This is a genomic window from Stutzerimonas sp. VN223-3, assembly GCF_045999685.1.
Taxonomy (GTDB): domain Bacteria; phylum Pseudomonadota; class Gammaproteobacteria; order Pseudomonadales; family Pseudomonadaceae; genus Stutzerimonas; species Stutzerimonas stutzeri_AR.
Genome location: NZ_RBEC01000002.1, coordinates 1241900 through 1259623 on the forward strand (window position 1 = coordinate 1241900; position 17724 = coordinate 1259623).

A 17724-nucleotide genomic window follows, 5' to 3' on the forward strand; every position below is an offset into this window, starting at 1 on the left:
TAAGACGCAGCATCATCGGCAGCGTCAGCACGTAACTTCTACGGACAAGCCTGCAGCGCTCATGTACGCAAGCATTTCAGCTCAATAAATCGCCTGATACAGCTTGCGCCGGTAAGTCGTGACCAGCGGGTGGTCGGTGCCCAGCAGGTCGAACACCTGCAGCAGCGTCTTGTGCGGCAGGCCGTCGGCGTAATTGCGGTTGCGCACGAACAACTTTAGCAAGCCGTCCAAAGCCGCTTCGTGTTGCTGGCGTGCCAGCTGCTGGATCGCCAGCTGGTAGGCCGCCTCATCATCTTCGGCATTCTGCGCCAGACGGCTCTTGAGATCGGCGACTTCCGGTAGGTCATTGGCTTGGCGAAGGAATGCCAGCTGAGCGCGGGCGCCAGCCAGGGCCTGTTTATGCTCGTCGCCCTTGACCGCGCCGAGCACCGTTTCCGCCTCGCCCAGCTCGCCGCGTTCGGCCAGGCAGCGCGCGTAAAGAATCAGCGCGGCAGCGTTCTCGTTGTCCTCGCTGAGGAGCTGCTTAAGCAGGCTTTCCGCCTCACCGATGCGGCCTTCGGCGAACAGCGCCTGGGCAGCTTCCAGCAGATCGGCATCCGGCGCAGCTGGGAGTTGCACGTGGGGTTCGAGCATGGCGCGGATGGCCGACTCCGGTTGAGCTCCGGCGAAACCGTCGACCGGTTGACCGTCCTTGAATAGCACCACGGTTGGCAGGCTGCGCACGCCGAAGCGGGCCACGACATCCTGTTCGATATCGCAGTTGACCTTCGCCAGCAGCAGCTCGCCCTGATACTCCTCGGTGATCTTCGCCAGCAGTGGCATCAGCGCTTTGCAGGGCGCGCACCACTCGGCCCAGAAGTCCACCAGCACCGGCTTGTGAAAGGAGTTTTCCAGCACCAGTTGCTCGAAGTTGGCGCTGCTGACGTCGAAAATGTAGGGAGTCTGGCTCATCGGAGGTCTCGGAATGGGCGCATGCGAAAGAGGCGTGCATGTTAAGTGGGGGCGCGCCGAAGCGGAAGCAAGTGGCGCGAGCCGGTCTTCAGCCGCTCGGCGCCGTCAGCGGCCAGTTCTCCAGCTCGCGGTAGTGCACGCCGTTTTCGGTGTTTTCAGACAGGAAGAGACCGAAGCGTTCCACCGACCATTTGAATGCGGGGGGATTGGCGCCTGGCCGCACCTGCGCCTCGCGCGACAGCGTCACGTGCGGCAGAAAAGGCCGCGAATCGAGGGCGAAACCGTGGACGCAGAGCCCAGCATGCAACTGCTCGACCAGTTGGCTCAACGGTGGCGGTACCTGGCTCGGTATCAGGCAGGTAAAGCCATGGCCGATCGTCTGCAACTGGTCCAGCCGCAGCATGAATGCGTCGGCGCGCAGATGACTGCCGAGCTGCTTCAGGCCGTCCAGCTTCGCAGCCGGCTGGCCGCCAAGAAAGGCCAGCGTGAGGTGCAGGTTGGCCGGCGCGACGGGGCGACCGTCGAAGTGTTGGCTGTCGCGCCAACTACAGATGGCCTCCACCAGCGCGGGCGGGCAGGGGAGCGCGAAGAACAGACGCAGGGGCTTCTCGGTGGTCATGACGTCCTCCTTTGGTGCTCGCCTCATGCAGCAGTGACGAAAGACGCCGACTGCCAGCGGTAGACCTCAGCCGACAGCCAGGGATTTAGCCTCGGCGTGTCTCTCGGCGTGGTAAAGGCTGACCCGGCGGAATTCCGCTGGCTCGGCCAAATCCGGCCAGGTGCATGCATCGAGTATTTCCAGGCGGCTGTACAACGGGTGCTTGAAGTCGCGCACCCGTGAATCTGCAACCAGCGCTTCGCGGCCGCGGCTCAGGAACTGGTCCAGCAGTGGCAGGTTGGCGCGGTCGTAGAGTACATCGGCGACGATGATCAGGTCGTAGCGATCGGCCTCGGCGAAAAAATCATCGGAATAACTCAACTGGACGCCATTGAGCTCGGCATTCGCCCGGCAGGCAGCCAGGGCCAGTGGATCGAGATCGCACGCGACCACTTCCGCCGCGCCCGCCTTGGCTGCGGCGATCGCCGCGACGCCGGAGCCCGCGCCGAAATCCAGCACACGCTTGCCGCGCACCCACTCGGGGCGCTCCGCGATCCAGCGCGACAGCACCAGGCCGCTGGCCCAGCAGAAACACCAATAGGGCGGCTCGTTCATGATTCGCCGGGTTTCCTCTGGGCTGAAAGCACGGTCCATGTTCGCGGCATCGATCAGCCACAGGCGAATATCGGTGTCAGGCAACCTCTCGACGCTTAAACGGGCCTCGCCGAGTAGTTCGGCCAGCGCCTTCTGCAGCGCAGCGGGCGGCGTCAAGGTGCGGGTACCAGTCGTAGCGGGCCCAGGGATTGGCTGGCTGGGCTGCTCACCAACACGGCCGGCAGACGCATGATCAGTTGCCCCGAGCGGGTTACTCGGCCTCGCAGCTCGGCCTGTTTGTTCTTGGGGAAGTTCTCAGCGTTGAACTTGAGAATGAACGGCAACTCACCGCCACGACCTTTCAATTTCACGTTGCTTAATAAACGATCGGGTTGGTCACGGCGGTTGACTTCCAGCAGGGCCAGTTCGACTTCGCTGTCGGCCGGGACGCCGATCAGGCTGCCATGCAGCTCGTGCATCGGGGTGGTCGCCTGAGGCGGGTCCTCGAAGGTGACGGGCGCGGTGGGGCGCTGGGCCTCCTGGCTCGAACAGCCAGCCAGCAGCAACAGCAAAGCGGGCAAAACAAAGGGGCGTAACCGCACGGACAGCTCCTGAAGATGGCTTTAACACGCGCCTGTATAGCAACAATCCGCTCGATTTGTCTTGCCGACGGGATGCGCTACCATGGCTCTCCCGACGTCTGACAGCTCTAAACCATGCATTGTCCCTTCTGTGGTGCACATGACACCAAAGTCATCGACTCGCGCCTTGTGGCCGAGGGCGATCAGGTGCGCCGCCGCCGTGAATGCCTCGCCTGCGGCGAGCGCTTTACCACCTTCGAAACCGCTGAACTGGTGATGCCGCGGCTGATCAAACAGGACGGCAGCCGCCAGCCGTTCGACGAGGAAAAGCTGCGCGCCGGCATGCAGCGCGCACTGGAAAAGCGTCCGGTCAGCGTCGAGCGTCTGGAAGAAGCGATCGCGCACATCAAACACAGGCTGCGCGCCACCGGCGAGCGCGAGATCAAGTCACGGGTGCTGGGCGAGCTGGTGATGGTCGAGCTGCAGAAGCTCGATGAAGTCGCCTATATCCGCTTCGCCTCGGTTTATCGGCGCTTCCAGGACCTCAACGAGTTCCGAGAGGAAATCGAACGTATATCCCGCGAGCCCGCAAAGAGCGAATGAACACTTCCGATCACGCCTGGATGGCCCGCGCGCTGCAACTGGCGCGCAAGGGGCTGTATTCGACGCATCCCAATCCCCGCGTCGGCTGTGTGATCGTTGCCGACGGCGAGCTGGTTGGTGAAGGCTGGCATGTGCGCGCTGGCGAGCCACATGCCGAAGTACATGCACTGCGTCAGGCAGGCGAGCGCGCAAAAGGCGCGACGGCTTACGTCACGCTCGAACCTTGCAGCCACCACGGACGGACGCCGCCCTGCGCCGAAGCGTTGGTCGAGGCTGGTGTCGCACGTGTAGTCGCTGCCATGCAGGACCCCAATCCGCAGGTGGCCGGCCGCGGTCTGGCTCGGTTACGTAGCGTTGGCATCAAGGTCACCAGCGGCGTACTGGAAAACGAAGCGCGGGCACTGAACGCCGGCTTCGTCAAGCGTATGGAAACCGGTCTGCCTTACCTGCGCGCGAAACTTGCGATGAGCCTCGATGGCCGCACCGCCATGGCCAGTGGCGAAAGCCAATGGATCACCGGGCCGGCCGCGCGTGCGGAAGTACAGCGCCTGCGTGCTCAGTCCAGCGTGGTGCTGACAGGTGCCGACACGGTGCTGATGGATAGCGCCCGATTGACGGTACGCGCTACTGAGCTGGGGCTGGATGAGGAGCTGACTGCGCTGGCCTTGCAGCGCCCGCCGCTACGCGTGCTGGTCGACGGTCGTTTGCGAGTGCCGCTGGATGCGCCTTTTTTTCAGGCCGGTCCAGCATTGGTGGCGACCTCCGCTACCGGGCGCACCGAGGATTACGTTGCTTCTGGCCACGAGCTATTGACGCTGGCGAGCCCCGATGGTCGCGTGGATCTGCGCGGCCTACTGAGCGAACTGGCCAGTCGTGGAACCAACGAAGTGCTGCTCGAAGCCGGCCCGCGCCTGGCTGGCGCCTTCGCTGCTTTGGGCCTGATCGACGAATACCAGATATTCGTCGCTGCCAAGTTTCTCGGTTCGTCGGCTCGGCCGCTGCTCGATCTGCCACTGGCGCGCATGAACGAGGCGCGTGAGCTGAAGATTGAGGATGTCCGCGCGTTCGGTGATGACTGGCGGATCATCGCCCGTCCGGCTGGCTGACCCCGCGTAGACGACCGAGCACTGTCGGTCCAGTACTCAGTTTGCCGGCCGCAACCCGTTGTGATCCAGCTTGGCGCGCCGCTTGTTCGTTCCGAGCACCAGCCGGGCGAGCAGGCTGTCATGGTGAGGGTTGCCGAAGTGAAACAGGGCGGTGGCGCGGAGCATGTCGGGGTCGCATTGGTCGTTGGCATGCAGACTGCGGTAGCCCCAGAACAGATAGAGATTGCCCGGTACCAACTTCAGCCGGATCGGCCGCAACCAGCCGCGCCTGACGGCCAACGCAATCATTTTCTGGCTGGCAGTGTTATGCATCAGTGCCTTTTCGATCACGTTACGCAGTGCGTTGAAGCGAACCCGCCGGATGTTCGGGAAGATGATCAGGTCGCCACAATGCTCGCCCTCGGTCGGAATGAACAATGGAAGCAGGGCGGTGATCGCCGTCGCGTCGAAGTGGTAGAAATGCGATTGTTTGAGGCCGCTTGTGCCTTGCAGACAGCGAATCACCGGGAAGACCTGTTCGGTTGGTGACGGCTCCTTACCGGTCTGCGCTCGGTAGAGCTCAACGAGCATTTCTCTGAGTGGCGCGGAAGCGGCAAGTGTCGCCAGCACGCTGCCGTTCATTGCCTCAATGCCGTGAACGGCGAAATATTCACCCAGGCGGATTTCTGCCTGTTGCTCAATAAAGGCCTGGCCTTGTTCGAGCAGCTCTGGGGACAAGAAATTTTCCAGGACTGCAAAGCCATTGCTGTCGATTTCAACCGCTCGTTGCGCAGCCGTCATATCCATAGTCGTATCCCCTGACATATCCATCCTCTCGGCACATGTAATGGTCCGGAGCGTGTTCCTGATCTCGGCCTGATCTACGCGGGGGGATCGCCAAACTACGAGCTGATCCTGGCTCGGCGTATCGGTACGACGTAATGCCGGAGCGACGTTCCATCCTGATCGTCTTGCTGTCATCGCCTGGACCGTCGCGGCGGCCGCTTCCGTATGGGGCGATGCGATGCTTATGGACAAACAAGCACAACGGGAGTTTCACGTTGCGCTTGAAAGTTGTTTGGACAGCATCGCGGGCTCGGATCGAGCTCGATTATTTTTTTCTGCTGCACAGTCAAACGGTCGTTTGCCGGCTGCAGAGTCGGCTCATCTGTGGTAAAAACTGCGCCGGGTCCTAACCGACCCACGTTCTCAGGGCGGGGTGAGATTCCCCACCGGCGGTAATGGCGCAGCTACAAAGGTTGAAAGCTAGCGAGCTCAGGGCAGGCAAGGCGTGGTTCGACGAGAAAGCGGAGTTTACTGCGGTAAATGAGCATTTCGAGGAGGATCACAACGAAGCATGCCGTGGGCGCAGCAGCTTTCAATGGCGTCTAGCCCGCGAGCGCTTGTCTACGACAAGGTCAGCAGACCCGGTGTGATTCCGGGGCCGACGGTATAGTCCGGATAAAGAGAGAGCGGGATGCCTTGACGGCGCCTTCCGTGCGCGCGTCCACTCCCTATCGATCTGCAGCGCCCTGTTTTATCCAAAACAGGAGTTGGTCATATGCATCGTTTCAACCGCCTTCCACGGGAGGCCGCATGTTCACAGGAATAATCGAGTCCATCGGGACCATCCGCGCCATGACGCCCAGGGGCGGCGACGTCCGGGTGCTGGTCGAAACCGGCAAGCTGGACCTGGCCGACGTCAAGCTCGGCGACAGCATCGCGGTCAATGGCGTCTGCCTGACTGCCGTGGAATTGCCGGGCAATGGATTCTGGGCTGACGTCAGTCGCGAAACCTTGGCCCGTACTGCCTTCGTCGATCTCAAGGCTGGCAGCCGGGTGAACCTGGAAAAGGCCCTGACGCCGTCCAGCCGCCTCGGCGGGCATCTTGTTAGTGGCCATGTCGACGGCGTCGGCGAAGTAGTTGCGCGTGAGGAAAATGCCCGCGCCGTTCAATTCCGCATCCGCGCGCCGCGTGAGTTGGCCAAGTACATCGCGCTTAAAGGTTCGATCACGGTCGACGGCACCAGCCTGACGGTAAATACCGTGAACGGCGCGGAGTTCGAGCTCACCATCGTCCCGCACACGCTGGCCGAAACCATCATGGTCGACTACCGCCCCGGGCGGCAGGTAAATCTGGAAGTGGATCTACTGGCGCGTTATCTGGAGCGCCTGCTGATGGGTGACAAGGCGGCCGAGCCGAATGCCTCGGGCCTGACGGAAAGCTTCTTGGCCGAACACGGCTACCTGAATAAATAAGGACTCGGCCACCATGGCTCTGAACACCGCTGAAGAACTGATCGAAGACATCCGCGCTGGCAAGATGGTCATCCTCATGGATGACGAGGATCGCGAGAACGAGGGCGACATCATCGTCGCCTCCGAATGCGTGACCGCCGAGCACATCAACTTCATGGCCCGTTTCGCACGCGGCCTGATCTGCATGCCGATGACTCGCGAGCGTTGCGAACTCCTTCAACTGCCGCTGATGGCGCCGCGCAATGGCTCCGGGTTCGGCACCAAATTCACCGTATCCATCGAGGCCGCGGTTGGCGTGACCACCGGCATCTCCGCTGCCGACCGCGCGCGCACCGTACAGGCCGCGGTGGCGAAGGATGCCCAGGCCGAGGACATCGTCAGCCCCGGTCACATATTCCCGCTGATGGCTCAGCCCGGCGGCGTACTGGCGCGTGCCGGTCACACCGAAGCCGCCTGTGATCTGGCGCGTATGGCCGGTTTCGAACCGTCCGGAGTGATCTGCGAAATCATGAACGACGACGGCACCATGGCGCGTCGCCCGGAGCTGGAGCTGTTCGCCGAGCAACATGGGCTGAAGATCGGCACCATCGCTGACCTGATCCACTACCGCATGATTCACGAACGCACCGTCGAGCGGGTTTCCGAGCAGCCGCTGGAAACCGAGTTGGGTCAGTTCAAGCTGGTCACCTACCGCGACGGCGTCGAAGACACCGTGCACATGGCGCTGACCCGTGGCGATATTTCGCCGGAGAATCCGACGTTGGTGCGCGTGCATAACATGGAGCCGCTGCGCGATCTGCTGCTGGTGACCGTGCCGGGACGCTGGAGCCTGCGAGCGGCAATGAGCGAAGTGGCCAAAGCCGGTAGCGGCGTGGTGCTGCTGCTGGGCAACCCGCTGACCGGTCCGCAGTTGCTGGCGCAACTCAACCGTCAACAACTGCCGACTCCGGCAACCTACAGCACCGTCGGTGCCGGTTCGCAGATTCTGCGTGACCTCGGCGTGCGCAAGATGCGCCTGATGAGTTCGCCGATGAAGTTCAATGCGATATCCGGCTTTGATCTGGAAGTTGTAGAATACCTGCCCGCTGAGTAAGGGCTGCCGCGCTACTGCGCTTGGACATACTGCGTTGAAAATAGGCTCGGCTTGCTCATTTACAACAGTAAACTCCGCAGCCTCGCCTGTTTGATTCGCTGCGCTCACCCTTCGGGCCAGCCTTTGGCTGTTACTCCCGTTGGTCGTTGCGCCTTGTCTGTCCTGCGCTCGCTACGCGCTGCTCCGCCGGGCTGCCTATTGCCCAAAGCTCTTTAACGCTATATGAGATTGTTTCCATGACACTGAAGACCATCGAAGGTACCTTCATCGCCCCGCAGGGCAAGTTCGCCCTGGTCGTTGGCCGTTTCAACAGCTTTGTCGTCGAGAGCCTGGTCAGCGGCGCTGTCGATGCGCTGGTGCGCCACGGCATTCGTGAAGATGCCATCACCATCATCCGTGCGCCGGGTGCCTTCGAAATTCCGCTGGTGGCGCAGAAAGTCGCCCAGCAGGGTGAATACGATGCCATCATTGCCCTCGGCGCGGTCATTCGTGGCGGCACCCCGCACTTCGAATACGTCGCCGGCGAATGCACCAAAGGCCTGGCCCAGGTTTCCATGGAGTTCGGCGTGCCGGTCGCTTTCGGCGTGCTGACTGTCGATTCCATCGAACAAGCTATCGAGCGCTCCGGCACCAAAGCCGGCAACAAAGGCGCCGAAGCCGCACTCTCCGCTCTGGAAATGGTGAGCCTGCTGGCGCAGCTGGAGGCCAAGTGAGCCTCAATCACGACGACAGCCAGGACGCCCCGCAGCCGAAGGCCAAGGGCAAGATCGCGACGCGCCGCGTCGCGCGCAGCCTGGCGATGCAGGCGCTGTACCAGTGGCACATGGCGGGCCAGAGCCTGAACGAAATCGAGGCGCAGTTTCGCGTCGACAACGATTTCTCCGGCGTCGATGGCAACTACTTCCATGAGCTGCTGACCGGTGTCGCGCGGGCCAAGACCGAGGTCGACGGCGCCATCGTGCCGCATCTCGATCGCCCGCTGGAAGAACTCGACCCGGTGGAGCTGGCCGTGCTGCGCCTGTCCACCTACGAGCTGATGCACCGCATCGATGTGCCGTACCGCGTGGTGATCAACGAAGGTATCGAGTTGGCCAAGGTGTTCGGGGCCACCGACGGGCATAAGTTCGTCAATGGCGTACTGGACAAGCTGGCACCCAGTCTGCGCAGCGCCGAGGTCAGCGCTCACAAGCGCTGAGCCTGCCCGAGCGATGGGTGAGTTCGAGCTGATCCGCCACTATTTCGCCGCCGCCGCTTGTGCTAGGGCTGGCGGCGAAGTCGTGTTGGGCATCGGTGATGATTGCGCCTTGCTGGCGCTTTCGGCTGGTGAGCAACTCACGGTATCTACTGACACCCTGGTCGCCGGAGTACATTTCCCCGACCCTTGCGACCCCTATCTCCTTGGTCAACGCGCGCTCGCTGTATCGACCAGCGATCTTGCCGGAATGGGCGCTACACCGATCGGTTTTACCCTTGCGCTGACGCTTCCTACGGCCGACTCCGGCTGGCTTTCCGAGTTTGCTCGCGGTCTGGACGCGATGGCGACAGGCTGCGCCATGCGCCTGATTGGCGGCGATACCACGCGCGGCCCGCTGAGTATGACGTTGACGGTGTTCGGTCGGGTGCCGGCTGGTCAGGCGCTGGTGCGCAGCGGCGCGCAGCCGGGGGATTTGCTCTGTGTAGGCGGAACTCTTGGCGATGCGGCCGGCGCGCTGCCGATCGTATTGGGCGAGCGAAAGCAGGGGACGGCCGAGGCGGCGATATTGCTTCGGCACTACTGGTTGCCACAACCGCAGCTGGCGCTGGGTCAAGCGTTGCGCGGCAAGGCGACTTCGGCGCTGGATATTTCCGATGGTCTGTTGGCCGATTGCGGGCATATCGCCGCCGCGTCCGGTGTCCTGTTGTGCATCGAACAGGAAAAACTGCCGGTGTCGGATGCGCTGGTGCGGTTCTGCGGGCGCAACCAGGCGCTGCAGTACGGGCTGGCCGGCGGCGATGATTACGTGCTCGCATTTACCTTACCCAGCGATGAGCTGCCTGCATTGCTGGCCGCCGGCTGGCCGATTCACGCGATCGGTCGCGTTGTGACGGGTAAAGGCGTGCAGCTGCTGGCTGCCGATGGCAGAGCCATCACGTTCGCCAGTCAGGGTTACAACCATTTCAGTGGCTGAGCGGCTCGATAGCTCCGTCAAAACAGAGAGGACAGCCGCTTGACTGATTCCCTGCAGCCTACTGCCGAGCCGATTCCGCTATCGGTGTGGAGCAATCCCTGGCACAACTTGGCGTTCGGATTGGGCTCCGGAACATTACCCAAAGCGCCCGGCACCTGGGGTTCGCTGCTGGCGCTGGCTTTCGTACCGCTGTGGCAGATGTTGCCGCCTTGGGCTTACGGGCTGTTGATTCTCGCCAGCATGCTGTTCGGGGTCTGGTTGTGCGGCAAGGTTGCCCAGGATCTGGGCGTACATGACCATGAAGGCATCGTTTGGGACGAATTCGCGGGTATCTGGATCACCTTCTGGTTGGTGCCAGAAGGCTGGTACTGGCTGGTGCTTGGATTCGTTGTGTTTCGGGTGCTGGATATCGCCAAGCCCTGGCCGATCAGTTGGGTCGATCGCGATGTGCACGGAGGGCTGGGGATCATGCTCGACGATATTCTGGCCGGCTTCGCCGCGTGCGGCCTGATGCATCTTGCGGTGATGTTGCTGAGCTGAGTTCGACCTGTGCGTCTGGTCGCTGTATCGATGATGGTGCTCATGGAAGAATGCCGTTCTGCCTCGTTTTCAAGGAAGTCGCCACTGATGCGTTCCGTAGCCCTGATGCTCACTGCCACTTTGGCGCTGCTATCGTTCGCCGGCGCGGCCGCGCCACGGGTACAGGTGGTCGGGCTATTTCCAGGTGCCGCCGTGGTGAACGTGGATGGCCAGCGCAAATTGGTCCGGGTCGGTCAGGTAGGTCCGGGCGGTGTCGAGGTAGTCAGCGCCGACTCGAGGGGCGCGGTGTTGCGCATCGAGGGTGTCGAGCGTAGTTATGGGCTCAGTCGTGAATTGAGTACCGGCTTTGCCGAGCCTGATCGCAGGCAGCTAAGCATCGCCCAGGGGCAGGGCGGCCACTACTGGGTCGCCGGCTCGATCAATGGCCAGCCGGTGCAGTTTCTCGTCGATACCGGCGCCACCTCGGTGGCGATCAATGAAATTCAGGCGCGGCGTCTGGGTATCGATTACCGCGTCGATGGCAAGCAGATGGTAGTCAGTACTGCCAGCGGGACGGCAAAAGCCTGGCGAGTGAATTTCAACAGCGTAAAGGTCGGCGCGATTGATGTGCTGGGCGTCGAAGCCGTAGTAGTCGAAGGCGCGTCGCCGTCCGAGGCGTTGCTCGGAATGAGCTTTCTCGGGAGGGTTAGCTGGCGCGAGGATCAGGGTGTGCTGAAGCTCGAATCCAAAATTTGAAAGTTGAAGGAAGTCGGTAGCTTGAAGCATCGCTACGGACGAGCTTTGTAGTAAATGGCGTATCGGCGAATCCTTGGGCTGGCCTGAGCTTCAAACTTGTATCTGCTGTTACAATGTCCGCTTTTCCCCTTTCTGGAGTCCCTCCGGTGTCTGTCGTGTTCGTCGCCGCTTCCAAACTGCCGACGCCGTTCGGCGTGTTCACCATGCATGGTTTTCTCGATCAGGACACTGGTAAGGAACATGTCGTACTGACGCTGGGTGATGTCGCAGACGGCAAGCCCGTACTGGGTCGTCTGCATTCAGAATGCCTGACGGGTGATGCTCTGTTCAGTCTGCGCTGCGATTGCGGTTTCCAGCTGGAAGCTGCGCTGCGTGCGATTTCCGAAGAAGGACGCGGCGCGCTGCTTTATCTGCGCCAGGAAGGCCGTGGTATCGGCCTGCTGAACAAGATCCGCGCCTACGAACTGCAGGATGCCGGCGCCGACACTGTCGAAGCCAACGAGCGTCTCGGCTTTGCCCCCGACATGCGCGACTACGCGATCTGCCTGCCAATGCTCGAACATTTGGGTATTGCCGAGATCAAGTTGATGACCAATAACCCGCGCAAAGTGAAGGCGTTGCAGGGCTTCGGCATCCGCGTTGCCGAACGCATGCCGCTGGAGGTTGCGCACAACCCGCACAACCGCAAATACCTCGCCACCAAAGCCGGCAAGCTCGGCCATATGCTCGGCGAGATTCACCAGGGCGAAGCCGAGCAGTCGTGAACCGCACTGCCGCGCGCCGCCAGCTGTCACGTGATGGTTGGCTGTATCTGTTATTTATCGTCATACCCGTGTTGATCACCAGCCAGCTTCCCGAACTGGCTGGCCGCCTCGGTGAACGTCTCGCCTTGCCCCTGTTCGTAATCGGCCTCGCCACGCTGTTTTTCAATTTGCCCCGTTTTACCGCCTACAAGCATGCGTTGATCGCTACTGAGAAGGCGCTGAGCAGCGATGCCGAGCCCGCGGCTTGGGCCGCATTGCGTGCCATCCGGCTACGCGCCTTGCGGGTCGCGGCTTTGCCGGCCTGGCTGGCCGCGATCGGCGCGCCACTCGGACTCGAACCTGTCGCCCAGTTGCTGCTGGTCTGTGGCAGCCTCGCATTACTGGTGCTCTATCGCGTTCCGCGTCAGTTGCAATGACGCGCGCGCTGCTGCTGTTCGTTGCGTTGCTGATTTCGCCTTTGCTGACAGCGGCGGAGCGGGTTGTCAGCCTGGCACCTTCTCTTAGCGAAATCATGTTGGAGCTGGACGCAGCCGATCTGTTGGTCGGCGTGCTCGACGGTGGGCATCGACCGACAGCGCTGACCGGAGTGCCTTCGGTAGGGCGGATCGGTCAGCTGGAAATGGAAAGCCTTCTCGCGCTGCAACCCACCTTGGTACTGCTCTGGCCCGACAGCATCAGCCGCGCGCAACGCGACCAGCTCACGCAGTTCGACATTCCGGTGCTCGTTGCGCAACCGACCTCGCTCGAGCAATTGGCTGGGCAGTTCGCGCTGATCGGCGAGCGGGTTGGACGGGCCGAGCAGGGCCGCAAATTACAGAAGCAGTTCGCCGAGGGCCTGGATCAACTGCGCCAGCGCTATCACCGCGAGCAGCCGCTGGCGGTGTTCTATCAAATCTGGAATCGCCCGCTGTATACAGTCGGCGGGCGGCAAATCATCAGTGACGCTATCGAAGTCTGCGGCGGCCGCAATGTGTTCGCCGATCTTCGTCTGCCGGCGCCGCAGGTCAGCATCGAGTCGGTGCTTTCGCGCAATCCGGACGTGATCTTCGCTGGAAGCGGCGCGCAGTTATCCGAATGGACGGACTGGCCGCAGCTTGCAGCGGTACGAAAGGGCCAGCTGTGGGAAGTGCCTGACAAGGGACTGGAGCGGCCGAGCTTCCAGATGCTCAAGGCGATTGAAAAGCTCTGCGAGGTGATGGCGCAGGCACGACCCTGAAGGGGTGCCTGCGCTGGCTACGCTTAGAGCGATGGGGTCCAGGTTACTGCGAACAAAGCCGTGCGGCCTTCGGTGTTGTAACCCAGGCCATTGGAGTAGGTCGCTTCCACGTAGTCCTTGTCGAACAGATTGTTCAGCTTGGCTTCCAGGCTGACCTCACGGCTCGCCTGCCAGCTGCCACGCAGACCAACCAGACCATAGCCACCCAGTTCGATGGTGTTGGCTGCATCATCGTAGCGCCCACTGACAGCGCGCCAGTTGGCGCCAATTGTGAAGTCTCCGAACTGGCGATCCAGATCCAGACTGAGCGTGCGCTTGGCGCGGCGCGGCAGGATATTGCCGCTGTCGCGGTCGCGCGGATCGATCAGGCCGAGCGCAAGGTCGGTTTGCCAGCCAAACAGTTGCTGCCTGAGCGCGGCCTCGAACCCGTTGATGCGGGCCGTCTGAACGTTGTAGGGCAGCCAGCCGGTACTGGCGTCCGAGACGATGGCGTCTTCGATGTCGGTACGGTAGATCGACAGTTCCAGCGAGCCGCTATCGCTATAGCGGTTGCGCCATTGCAATTCATAGCTTCGGGAATGCTCAGGCGAAAGGTCTGGATTCGCACTGGAAAAACAGGTGCCGAAATAGCACGCATCGGGATAGTAGAGATCGTTGAACGTCGGGGCGCGGAAGCCTTCGCTATAAGAGACGATCAGATCGTTGCGTGGGTCCAGAGGTACGGTCAGGGCGGCATTCCAGCTGTTCTCGCTGCCGTACTGCTGGTTCTTGTCATGCCGCAGCCCTAGTTCGGTAGAAAATGCGGAGCTGTTGTAACGGTGCTGGATAAATCCGGCGTGGTTCCAGCGCGACTCTTCGACAAAATCGATGGTGCTATGCAGGCGGTCTTCATACCAATCGGCGCCGAGGAGGAGCTGATGATCGTCGTTGAGGGTCAGCGTGTTGACCCAACTGGCCGAGTCCCGATAAGTGCCGAAGCTGTAGAACATGTCCTCAGTGGCACCTGATAGCTCATTGCCGGTGTCGCGCTTGTCTTCGCTATGACCTGCCTCGAAGCGGCTGCTCCAATAGTCGTTGATCCGCAGGTCGACGAAACCGGACAGCGTGCTGAGTTGAAACTCGGTTGTGGGTCGGGAGGGACCAAAGACGTCGTCATATTCGATTTGGCCGCGCTGGTCGAGCGCGCTTACCCCGGCCTCCAGAGTTTCGTTGAAACGATGCGCCAGGTTCACGCTGAGAGAGCGGTTGCGATAGGCATCGTCGTCACGGTTCAGACTGTCACCGTGACGTGTCGCGTCGATGCCGTCGGTTTCGTTCAGCGAGGCACCGACGTTGAAGCGGGTCTGGCCGTTGCCTCCGGACAACCCCAGGTTGCGTTCGAAGGTGGAATGGCTACCCGCGCCGAGGCGCATATAAGGGTTGAGCCCCGCACCGTTCCCTTGCCGAGTAAAAATCTGTACCACGCCGCCAATCGCGTCGGAGCCATACAGCGCGGAACGCGCACCGCGCACGACTTCCACCCGTTCGATCTGGTCGGGGCTGAGAAACTCGAGGCTGCTGGTGCCGCTGGACGCTGCGGCGATGCGTTGGCCATCGACCAGAATCAGCGTCTGCCCGCTGGCAGTGCCGCGAACGAACAGACTGGTAAGGCTCCCTGCACCTCCGGTGCGTACGACGTTGACGCCGGGTACACGCTCGAGCAGCTCGGCCACGCTGCGTACCTGCAAGCGATCTATGTCGGCGCGGTTGAATACGGTCGTTGCAGCCGCCGCCTGCGTTCGCAGTTGCGGTACACGGTTGGCGGACACAACGGTATCGCTGAGCTTCAGCGCCTCTTCGCGGCTCGGCGTCTGGGCGAATGCCGGAACGCCGGGCAGCAGTGCCACAGCCAAAGCAAGACGGGTCAGTTTCATCAGAATCAATCCTCAAAAGTTCATCGCTTTTGAGGAGGGCAGGAACAAGCGAGGGGCGTAATGACAGGCGACCGCGCTTGACGGTGCTGCCCTCCGCAACACCAGTCGAATCCGTCAGGCCGGTCTCCGGGCTTTCGACGCGCACCGCGCTCGCCTTCCCGTGTCTGGGCACAGTGGCGGTTGAGCGGGCGGTGATCCGTGGATCACGGTCGATTACCGTTGCGGGGGCAGCGCCGGCCTTGCTCGTTCGAGCGCACCGGCTTCCCGTTTAATGCGGACCTTGCGGTCGTGCACACCTGGGCGGATAGGAAAAACGCGCGAACCTTACGGCCTGGACGAGGGAAAGACAAGCGGCAGAATGGGGTGCCTCAGAGTAAGGCATTGATGGTCAGAGCAGACCGTTTGGGTCTGGATGCGGCTTTCGGCGCTAGCGGATTGGTGAGCGTAGGGTGGGCTTCAGCCCACCGAATCGAGGTGCGGTTGCGTTCACTATTGAACGAGCGCGGCAGTTCAATCAGATGCCCGCCACATAGGGTTGTCAAAGCATTGGTGGGCTGAAGCCCACCCTACACAAACCCTTTACCTACCGAGCATAGTAAAGGCGAGCAACCCGCTTCGCAGCCATCCGTGGCGACGTGATGGCTCTGAGGCTACGCGCCCAAAGCCGCCAGGCGTGCGCGTATCGATGCCTCGATACCCGCGGCGTCCAGCCCGCACTCCGCGAGCATCTCGCTGGGCTTGGCGTGCTCGACGTAGTAATCCGGCAGGCCCAAATGGAGGATCGGCGTCTGCGAATTCTCGGCAGCGAGAAATTCGCTCACAGCACTGCCGGCACCGCCCATGATGCTGTTTTCCTCGACGGTCACCAGCAGTTCATGAGAGTCGGCCAACTGGCGCACAAGCGCCTCGTCCAATGGTTTGACGAAGCGCATGTCGACTACCGTTGCATCGAGGCTTTCGCCGACCTGCAAGGCTTCGGGCAGTTGTACGCCGAAGACCAGCAGCGCAACCCGACGGCCGCCGCCGTTGCTGCCTTCGCGGCGCACGACGCCCTTGCCGATTTCCAGCGGTTCGAGGCCGGGCTCGATCGTCGCGTTTGGGCCTGTACCACGCGGATAGCGCACCGCTGCAGGGCCTTCGAAATGGTAGCCAGTGGTGAGCATTCGGCGCATCTCGTTCTCGTCGCTGGGCGTCATGATCAGCATGCCGGGGACGCAGCGCAGATAGGTCAGGTCGAAGCTGCCAGCGTGGGTCGGGCCGTCTTCGCCGACCAAGCCGGCGCGGTCGATGGCGAACAGCACGTCCAGGTTCTGCACGGCGACGTCATGGATCAGTTGGTCGTAGGCACGCTGCAGGAACGTCGAATAGATCGCTACCACCGGTTTGGCGCCTTCACAGGCCATGCCGGCCGCCAATGTCACGGCGTGCTGCTCGGCGATGGCGACATCGAAGTAGCGATCCGGGTAGCGCTCGCTGAAGTCGACCAGGTCGGAGCCTTCCTTCATGGCCGGAGTAATGCCTGCCAAGCGCGGATCGGCGGCGGCCATGTCGCATAACCATTGGCCGAAGACGTTGGAGTATTTCGGGCCGCTGGGCTTTTTAGGGGCCGCTGGAGCACCGACGGGGTCCAGCTTGCTGATCGCATGCCAGGTAATCGGATCGACTTCCGCCGGAGCGAAGCCTTTGCCTTTCTTGGTCACCACATGCAGGAACTGCGGCCCAGCGAGGTCGCGCATGTTGCGCAGCGTGGCGATCAGCGTCGGCAGATCGTGGCCATCGATGGGGCCGATGTAGTTCCAGCCAAGCTCTTCGAAAAGGGTGCCGGGAACCAGCATGCCCTTGGCGTACTCCTCGGTACGGCGGGCGATCTCCCAGGCGCCCGGCAGGCGCGACAGGACCTTCTTGCTGCCTTCTCGCATGCTCGTATAGGTGCGGCTGGAAAGAATTTTGGCGAGGTAGTTGGACAGACCGCCGACGTTACGCGAGATCGACATGTCGTTGTCGTTGAGCACGACCAGCATGTCGGCGCCGACTTCAGGGGCGTGGTTCAGGGCCTCGAAGGCCATGCCGGCGGTGAGCGCGCCGTCGCCGATCACGGCGATCGACTTGCGCTTTTTTCCCTGCAGGCGAGCAGCGATGGCCATGCCCAGGGCGGCACTGATCGAGGTGCTGGAATGGCCGACGCCAAAGGTGTCGTATTCGCTTTCGCTGCGGCGCGGAAAGGCTGCCAGACCGTCTTTCTGGCGCAGGCTGGCCATGCGTTCGCGGCGACCGGTGAGGATCTTGTGTGGATAGGCTTGATGGCCGACGTCCCAGACCAGACGGTCGCCGGGCGTGTCGTAAACGTAGTGCAGGGCGATGGTCAGCTCAATCACGCCGAGCCCGGCGCCGAAGTGTCCGCCGGTGCGGCCGACACTGTAAAGCAGGTCCTGACGCAGTTCGTTGGCGAGTTCTTCAAGTTCCGCTTCGCCCAGCCGGCGCAGTTGCTCGGGAGTGGCCGCGCGATCTAGAACGGGCGTTGCAGGGCGGACCCGAGGAATCTCATGGAACGTCTTGGGCATCGAACGAGTCGTTTTGGCTGAAAAAAGAGCCGCAGTTTACCCGATGGTTACAGCGAGAAGAAC

19 protein-coding genes and 2 riboswitches are annotated in these 17724 nt (G+C 62.0%); of the genes, 12 read left to right on the forward strand and 7 right to left on the reverse strand.

Going from position 1 to position 17724, the window contains the following annotated elements:
• Positions 1 to 81: 81 nt before the first annotated feature.
• From trxA to D7241_RS14375, 4 genes are all read right to left on the reverse strand, one after another.
• Positions 82 to 951: a thioredoxin gene (trxA, locus tag D7241_RS14360; RefSeq protein ID WP_408102073.1), complete on the reverse strand. Its 870-nt coding sequence runs from the start codon at positions 949 to 951 to the stop codon at positions 82 to 84.
• A gap of 88 nt (positions 952 to 1039) precedes the next feature.
• On the reverse strand, positions 1040 to 1570 hold the full coding sequence (gene thpR, locus D7241_RS14365; protein WP_408102074.1) for an RNA 2',3'-cyclic phosphodiesterase: 531 nt from the start codon (positions 1568 to 1570) through the stop codon (positions 1040 to 1042).
• 66 nt (positions 1571 to 1636) lie between these two features.
• Positions 1637 to 2320: a class I SAM-dependent methyltransferase gene (locus D7241_RS14370; RefSeq protein ID WP_408102075.1), complete on the reverse strand. Its 684-nt coding sequence runs from the start codon at positions 2318 to 2320 to the stop codon at positions 1637 to 1639.
• Positions 2317 to 2745 (reverse strand): YbaY family lipoprotein, encoded by a 429-nt coding sequence (locus tag D7241_RS14375; RefSeq protein WP_408102076.1) that lies wholly within the window; start codon positions 2743 to 2745, stop codon positions 2317 to 2319. Before D7241_RS14375 ends, D7241_RS14370 begins: the two co-directional genes overlap by 4 nt.
• A gap of 114 nt (positions 2746 to 2859) precedes the next feature.
• On the opposite strand from D7241_RS14375, the gene nrdR reads away from it, so the two are divergent.
• A complete protein-coding gene (gene nrdR, locus D7241_RS14380; RefSeq protein WP_255977298.1) occupies positions 2860 to 3327 on the forward strand; it encodes a transcriptional regulator NrdR in 468 nt (155 codons plus the stop codon).
• Positions 3324 to 4433 (forward strand): bifunctional diaminohydroxyphosphoribosylaminopyrimidine deaminase/5-amino-6-(5-phosphoribosylamino)uracil reductase RibD, encoded by a 1110-nt coding sequence (gene ribD, locus D7241_RS14385; protein ID WP_408102077.1) that lies wholly within the window; start codon positions 3324 to 3326, stop codon positions 4431 to 4433. The genes nrdR and ribD overlap by 4 nt, the downstream gene beginning before the upstream one ends.
• A gap of 36 nt (positions 4434 to 4469) precedes the next feature.
• Here the strand turns inward: ribD and D7241_RS14390 are convergent, their stop codons facing one another.
• A complete protein-coding gene (locus tag D7241_RS14390; protein ID WP_408102078.1) occupies positions 4470 to 5219 on the reverse strand; it encodes a hypothetical protein in 750 nt (249 codons plus the stop codon).
• 394 nt (positions 5220 to 5613) lie between these two features.
• A riboswitch (FMN riboswitch) is annotated at positions 5614 to 5890 on the forward strand.
• A 118-nt stretch (positions 5891 to 6008) separates the two neighbouring features.
• Between D7241_RS14390 and D7241_RS14395 the strand changes: the two genes are divergently transcribed.
• The 10 genes from D7241_RS14395 (at position 6009) to D7241_RS14440 (ending at position 13187) form a co-directional block, all read left to right on the forward strand.
• Positions 6009 to 6671: a riboflavin synthase gene (locus tag D7241_RS14395; RefSeq protein WP_408102079.1), complete on the forward strand. Its 663-nt coding sequence runs from the start codon at positions 6009 to 6011 to the stop codon at positions 6669 to 6671.
• Positions 6672 to 6684: 13 nt separating this feature from the next.
• Positions 6685 to 7764 (forward strand): bifunctional 3,4-dihydroxy-2-butanone-4-phosphate synthase/GTP cyclohydrolase II, encoded by a 1080-nt coding sequence (ribBA, locus tag D7241_RS14400; protein WP_255977290.1) that lies wholly within the window; start codon positions 6685 to 6687, stop codon positions 7762 to 7764.
• A gap of 236 nt (positions 7765 to 8000) precedes the next feature.
• The gene (ribE, locus tag D7241_RS14405; RefSeq protein ID WP_408102080.1) at positions 8001 to 8477 is read left to right on the forward strand and encodes a 6,7-dimethyl-8-ribityllumazine synthase; all 477 of its coding nucleotides are present in this window, start codon (positions 8001 to 8003) and stop codon (positions 8475 to 8477) included.
• Positions 8474 to 8959: a transcription antitermination factor NusB gene (gene nusB, locus D7241_RS14410; RefSeq protein ID WP_168424258.1), complete on the forward strand. Its 486-nt coding sequence runs from the start codon at positions 8474 to 8476 to the stop codon at positions 8957 to 8959. The genes ribE and nusB overlap by 4 nt, the downstream gene beginning before the upstream one ends.
• Positions 8960 to 8972: 13 nt before the next feature.
• Complete coding sequence (gene thiL, locus D7241_RS14415; protein ID WP_408102081.1) at positions 8973 to 9932, forward strand: thiamine-phosphate kinase; 960 nt, start codon at positions 8973 to 8975, stop codon at positions 9930 to 9932.
• 39 nt (positions 9933 to 9971) lie between these two features.
• Positions 9972 to 10472: a phosphatidylglycerophosphatase A gene (locus D7241_RS14420; protein ID WP_408102082.1), complete on the forward strand. Its 501-nt coding sequence runs from the start codon at positions 9972 to 9974 to the stop codon at positions 10470 to 10472.
• 87 nt (positions 10473 to 10559) lie between these two features.
• The gene (locus D7241_RS14425; RefSeq protein ID WP_408102083.1) at positions 10560 to 11207 is read left to right on the forward strand and encodes a TIGR02281 family clan AA aspartic protease; all 648 of its coding nucleotides are present in this window, start codon (positions 10560 to 10562) and stop codon (positions 11205 to 11207) included.
• A 146-nt stretch (positions 11208 to 11353) separates the two neighbouring features.
• Positions 11354 to 11971: a GTP cyclohydrolase II gene (ribA, locus tag D7241_RS14430; protein ID WP_255977279.1), complete on the forward strand. Its 618-nt coding sequence runs from the start codon at positions 11354 to 11356 to the stop codon at positions 11969 to 11971.
• Positions 11968 to 12387 carry a hypothetical protein gene (locus D7241_RS14435; RefSeq protein ID WP_408102084.1) on the forward strand — a complete coding sequence of 140 codons (420 nt, stop codon included), beginning with the start codon at positions 11968 to 11970 and terminating at the stop codon, positions 12385 to 12387. Before ribA ends, D7241_RS14435 begins: the two co-directional genes overlap by 4 nt.
• Positions 12384 to 13187: a cobalamin-binding protein gene (locus D7241_RS14440; RefSeq protein WP_408102085.1), complete on the forward strand. Its 804-nt coding sequence runs from the start codon at positions 12384 to 12386 to the stop codon at positions 13185 to 13187. The genes D7241_RS14435 and D7241_RS14440 overlap by 4 nt, the downstream gene beginning before the upstream one ends.
• Positions 13188 to 13210: 23 nt before the next feature.
• Here the strand turns inward: D7241_RS14440 and D7241_RS14445 are convergent, their stop codons facing one another.
• Both D7241_RS14445 and dxs read right to left on the reverse strand, forming a co-directional pair.
• Positions 13211 to 15100, reverse strand: coding sequence for a TonB-dependent receptor domain-containing protein (locus tag D7241_RS14445; protein ID WP_408102086.1), 1890 nt, complete (start codon positions 15098 to 15100; stop codon positions 13211 to 13213).
• 99 nt (positions 15101 to 15199) lie between these two features.
• A riboswitch (cobalamin riboswitch) is annotated at positions 15200 to 15415 on the reverse strand.
• Positions 15416 to 15750: 335 nt separating this feature from the next.
• Positions 15751 to 17661, reverse strand: coding sequence for a 1-deoxy-D-xylulose-5-phosphate synthase (dxs, locus tag D7241_RS14450; RefSeq protein WP_408102087.1), 1911 nt, complete (start codon positions 17659 to 17661; stop codon positions 15751 to 15753).
• Positions 17662 to 17724: the final 63 nt, after the last annotated feature.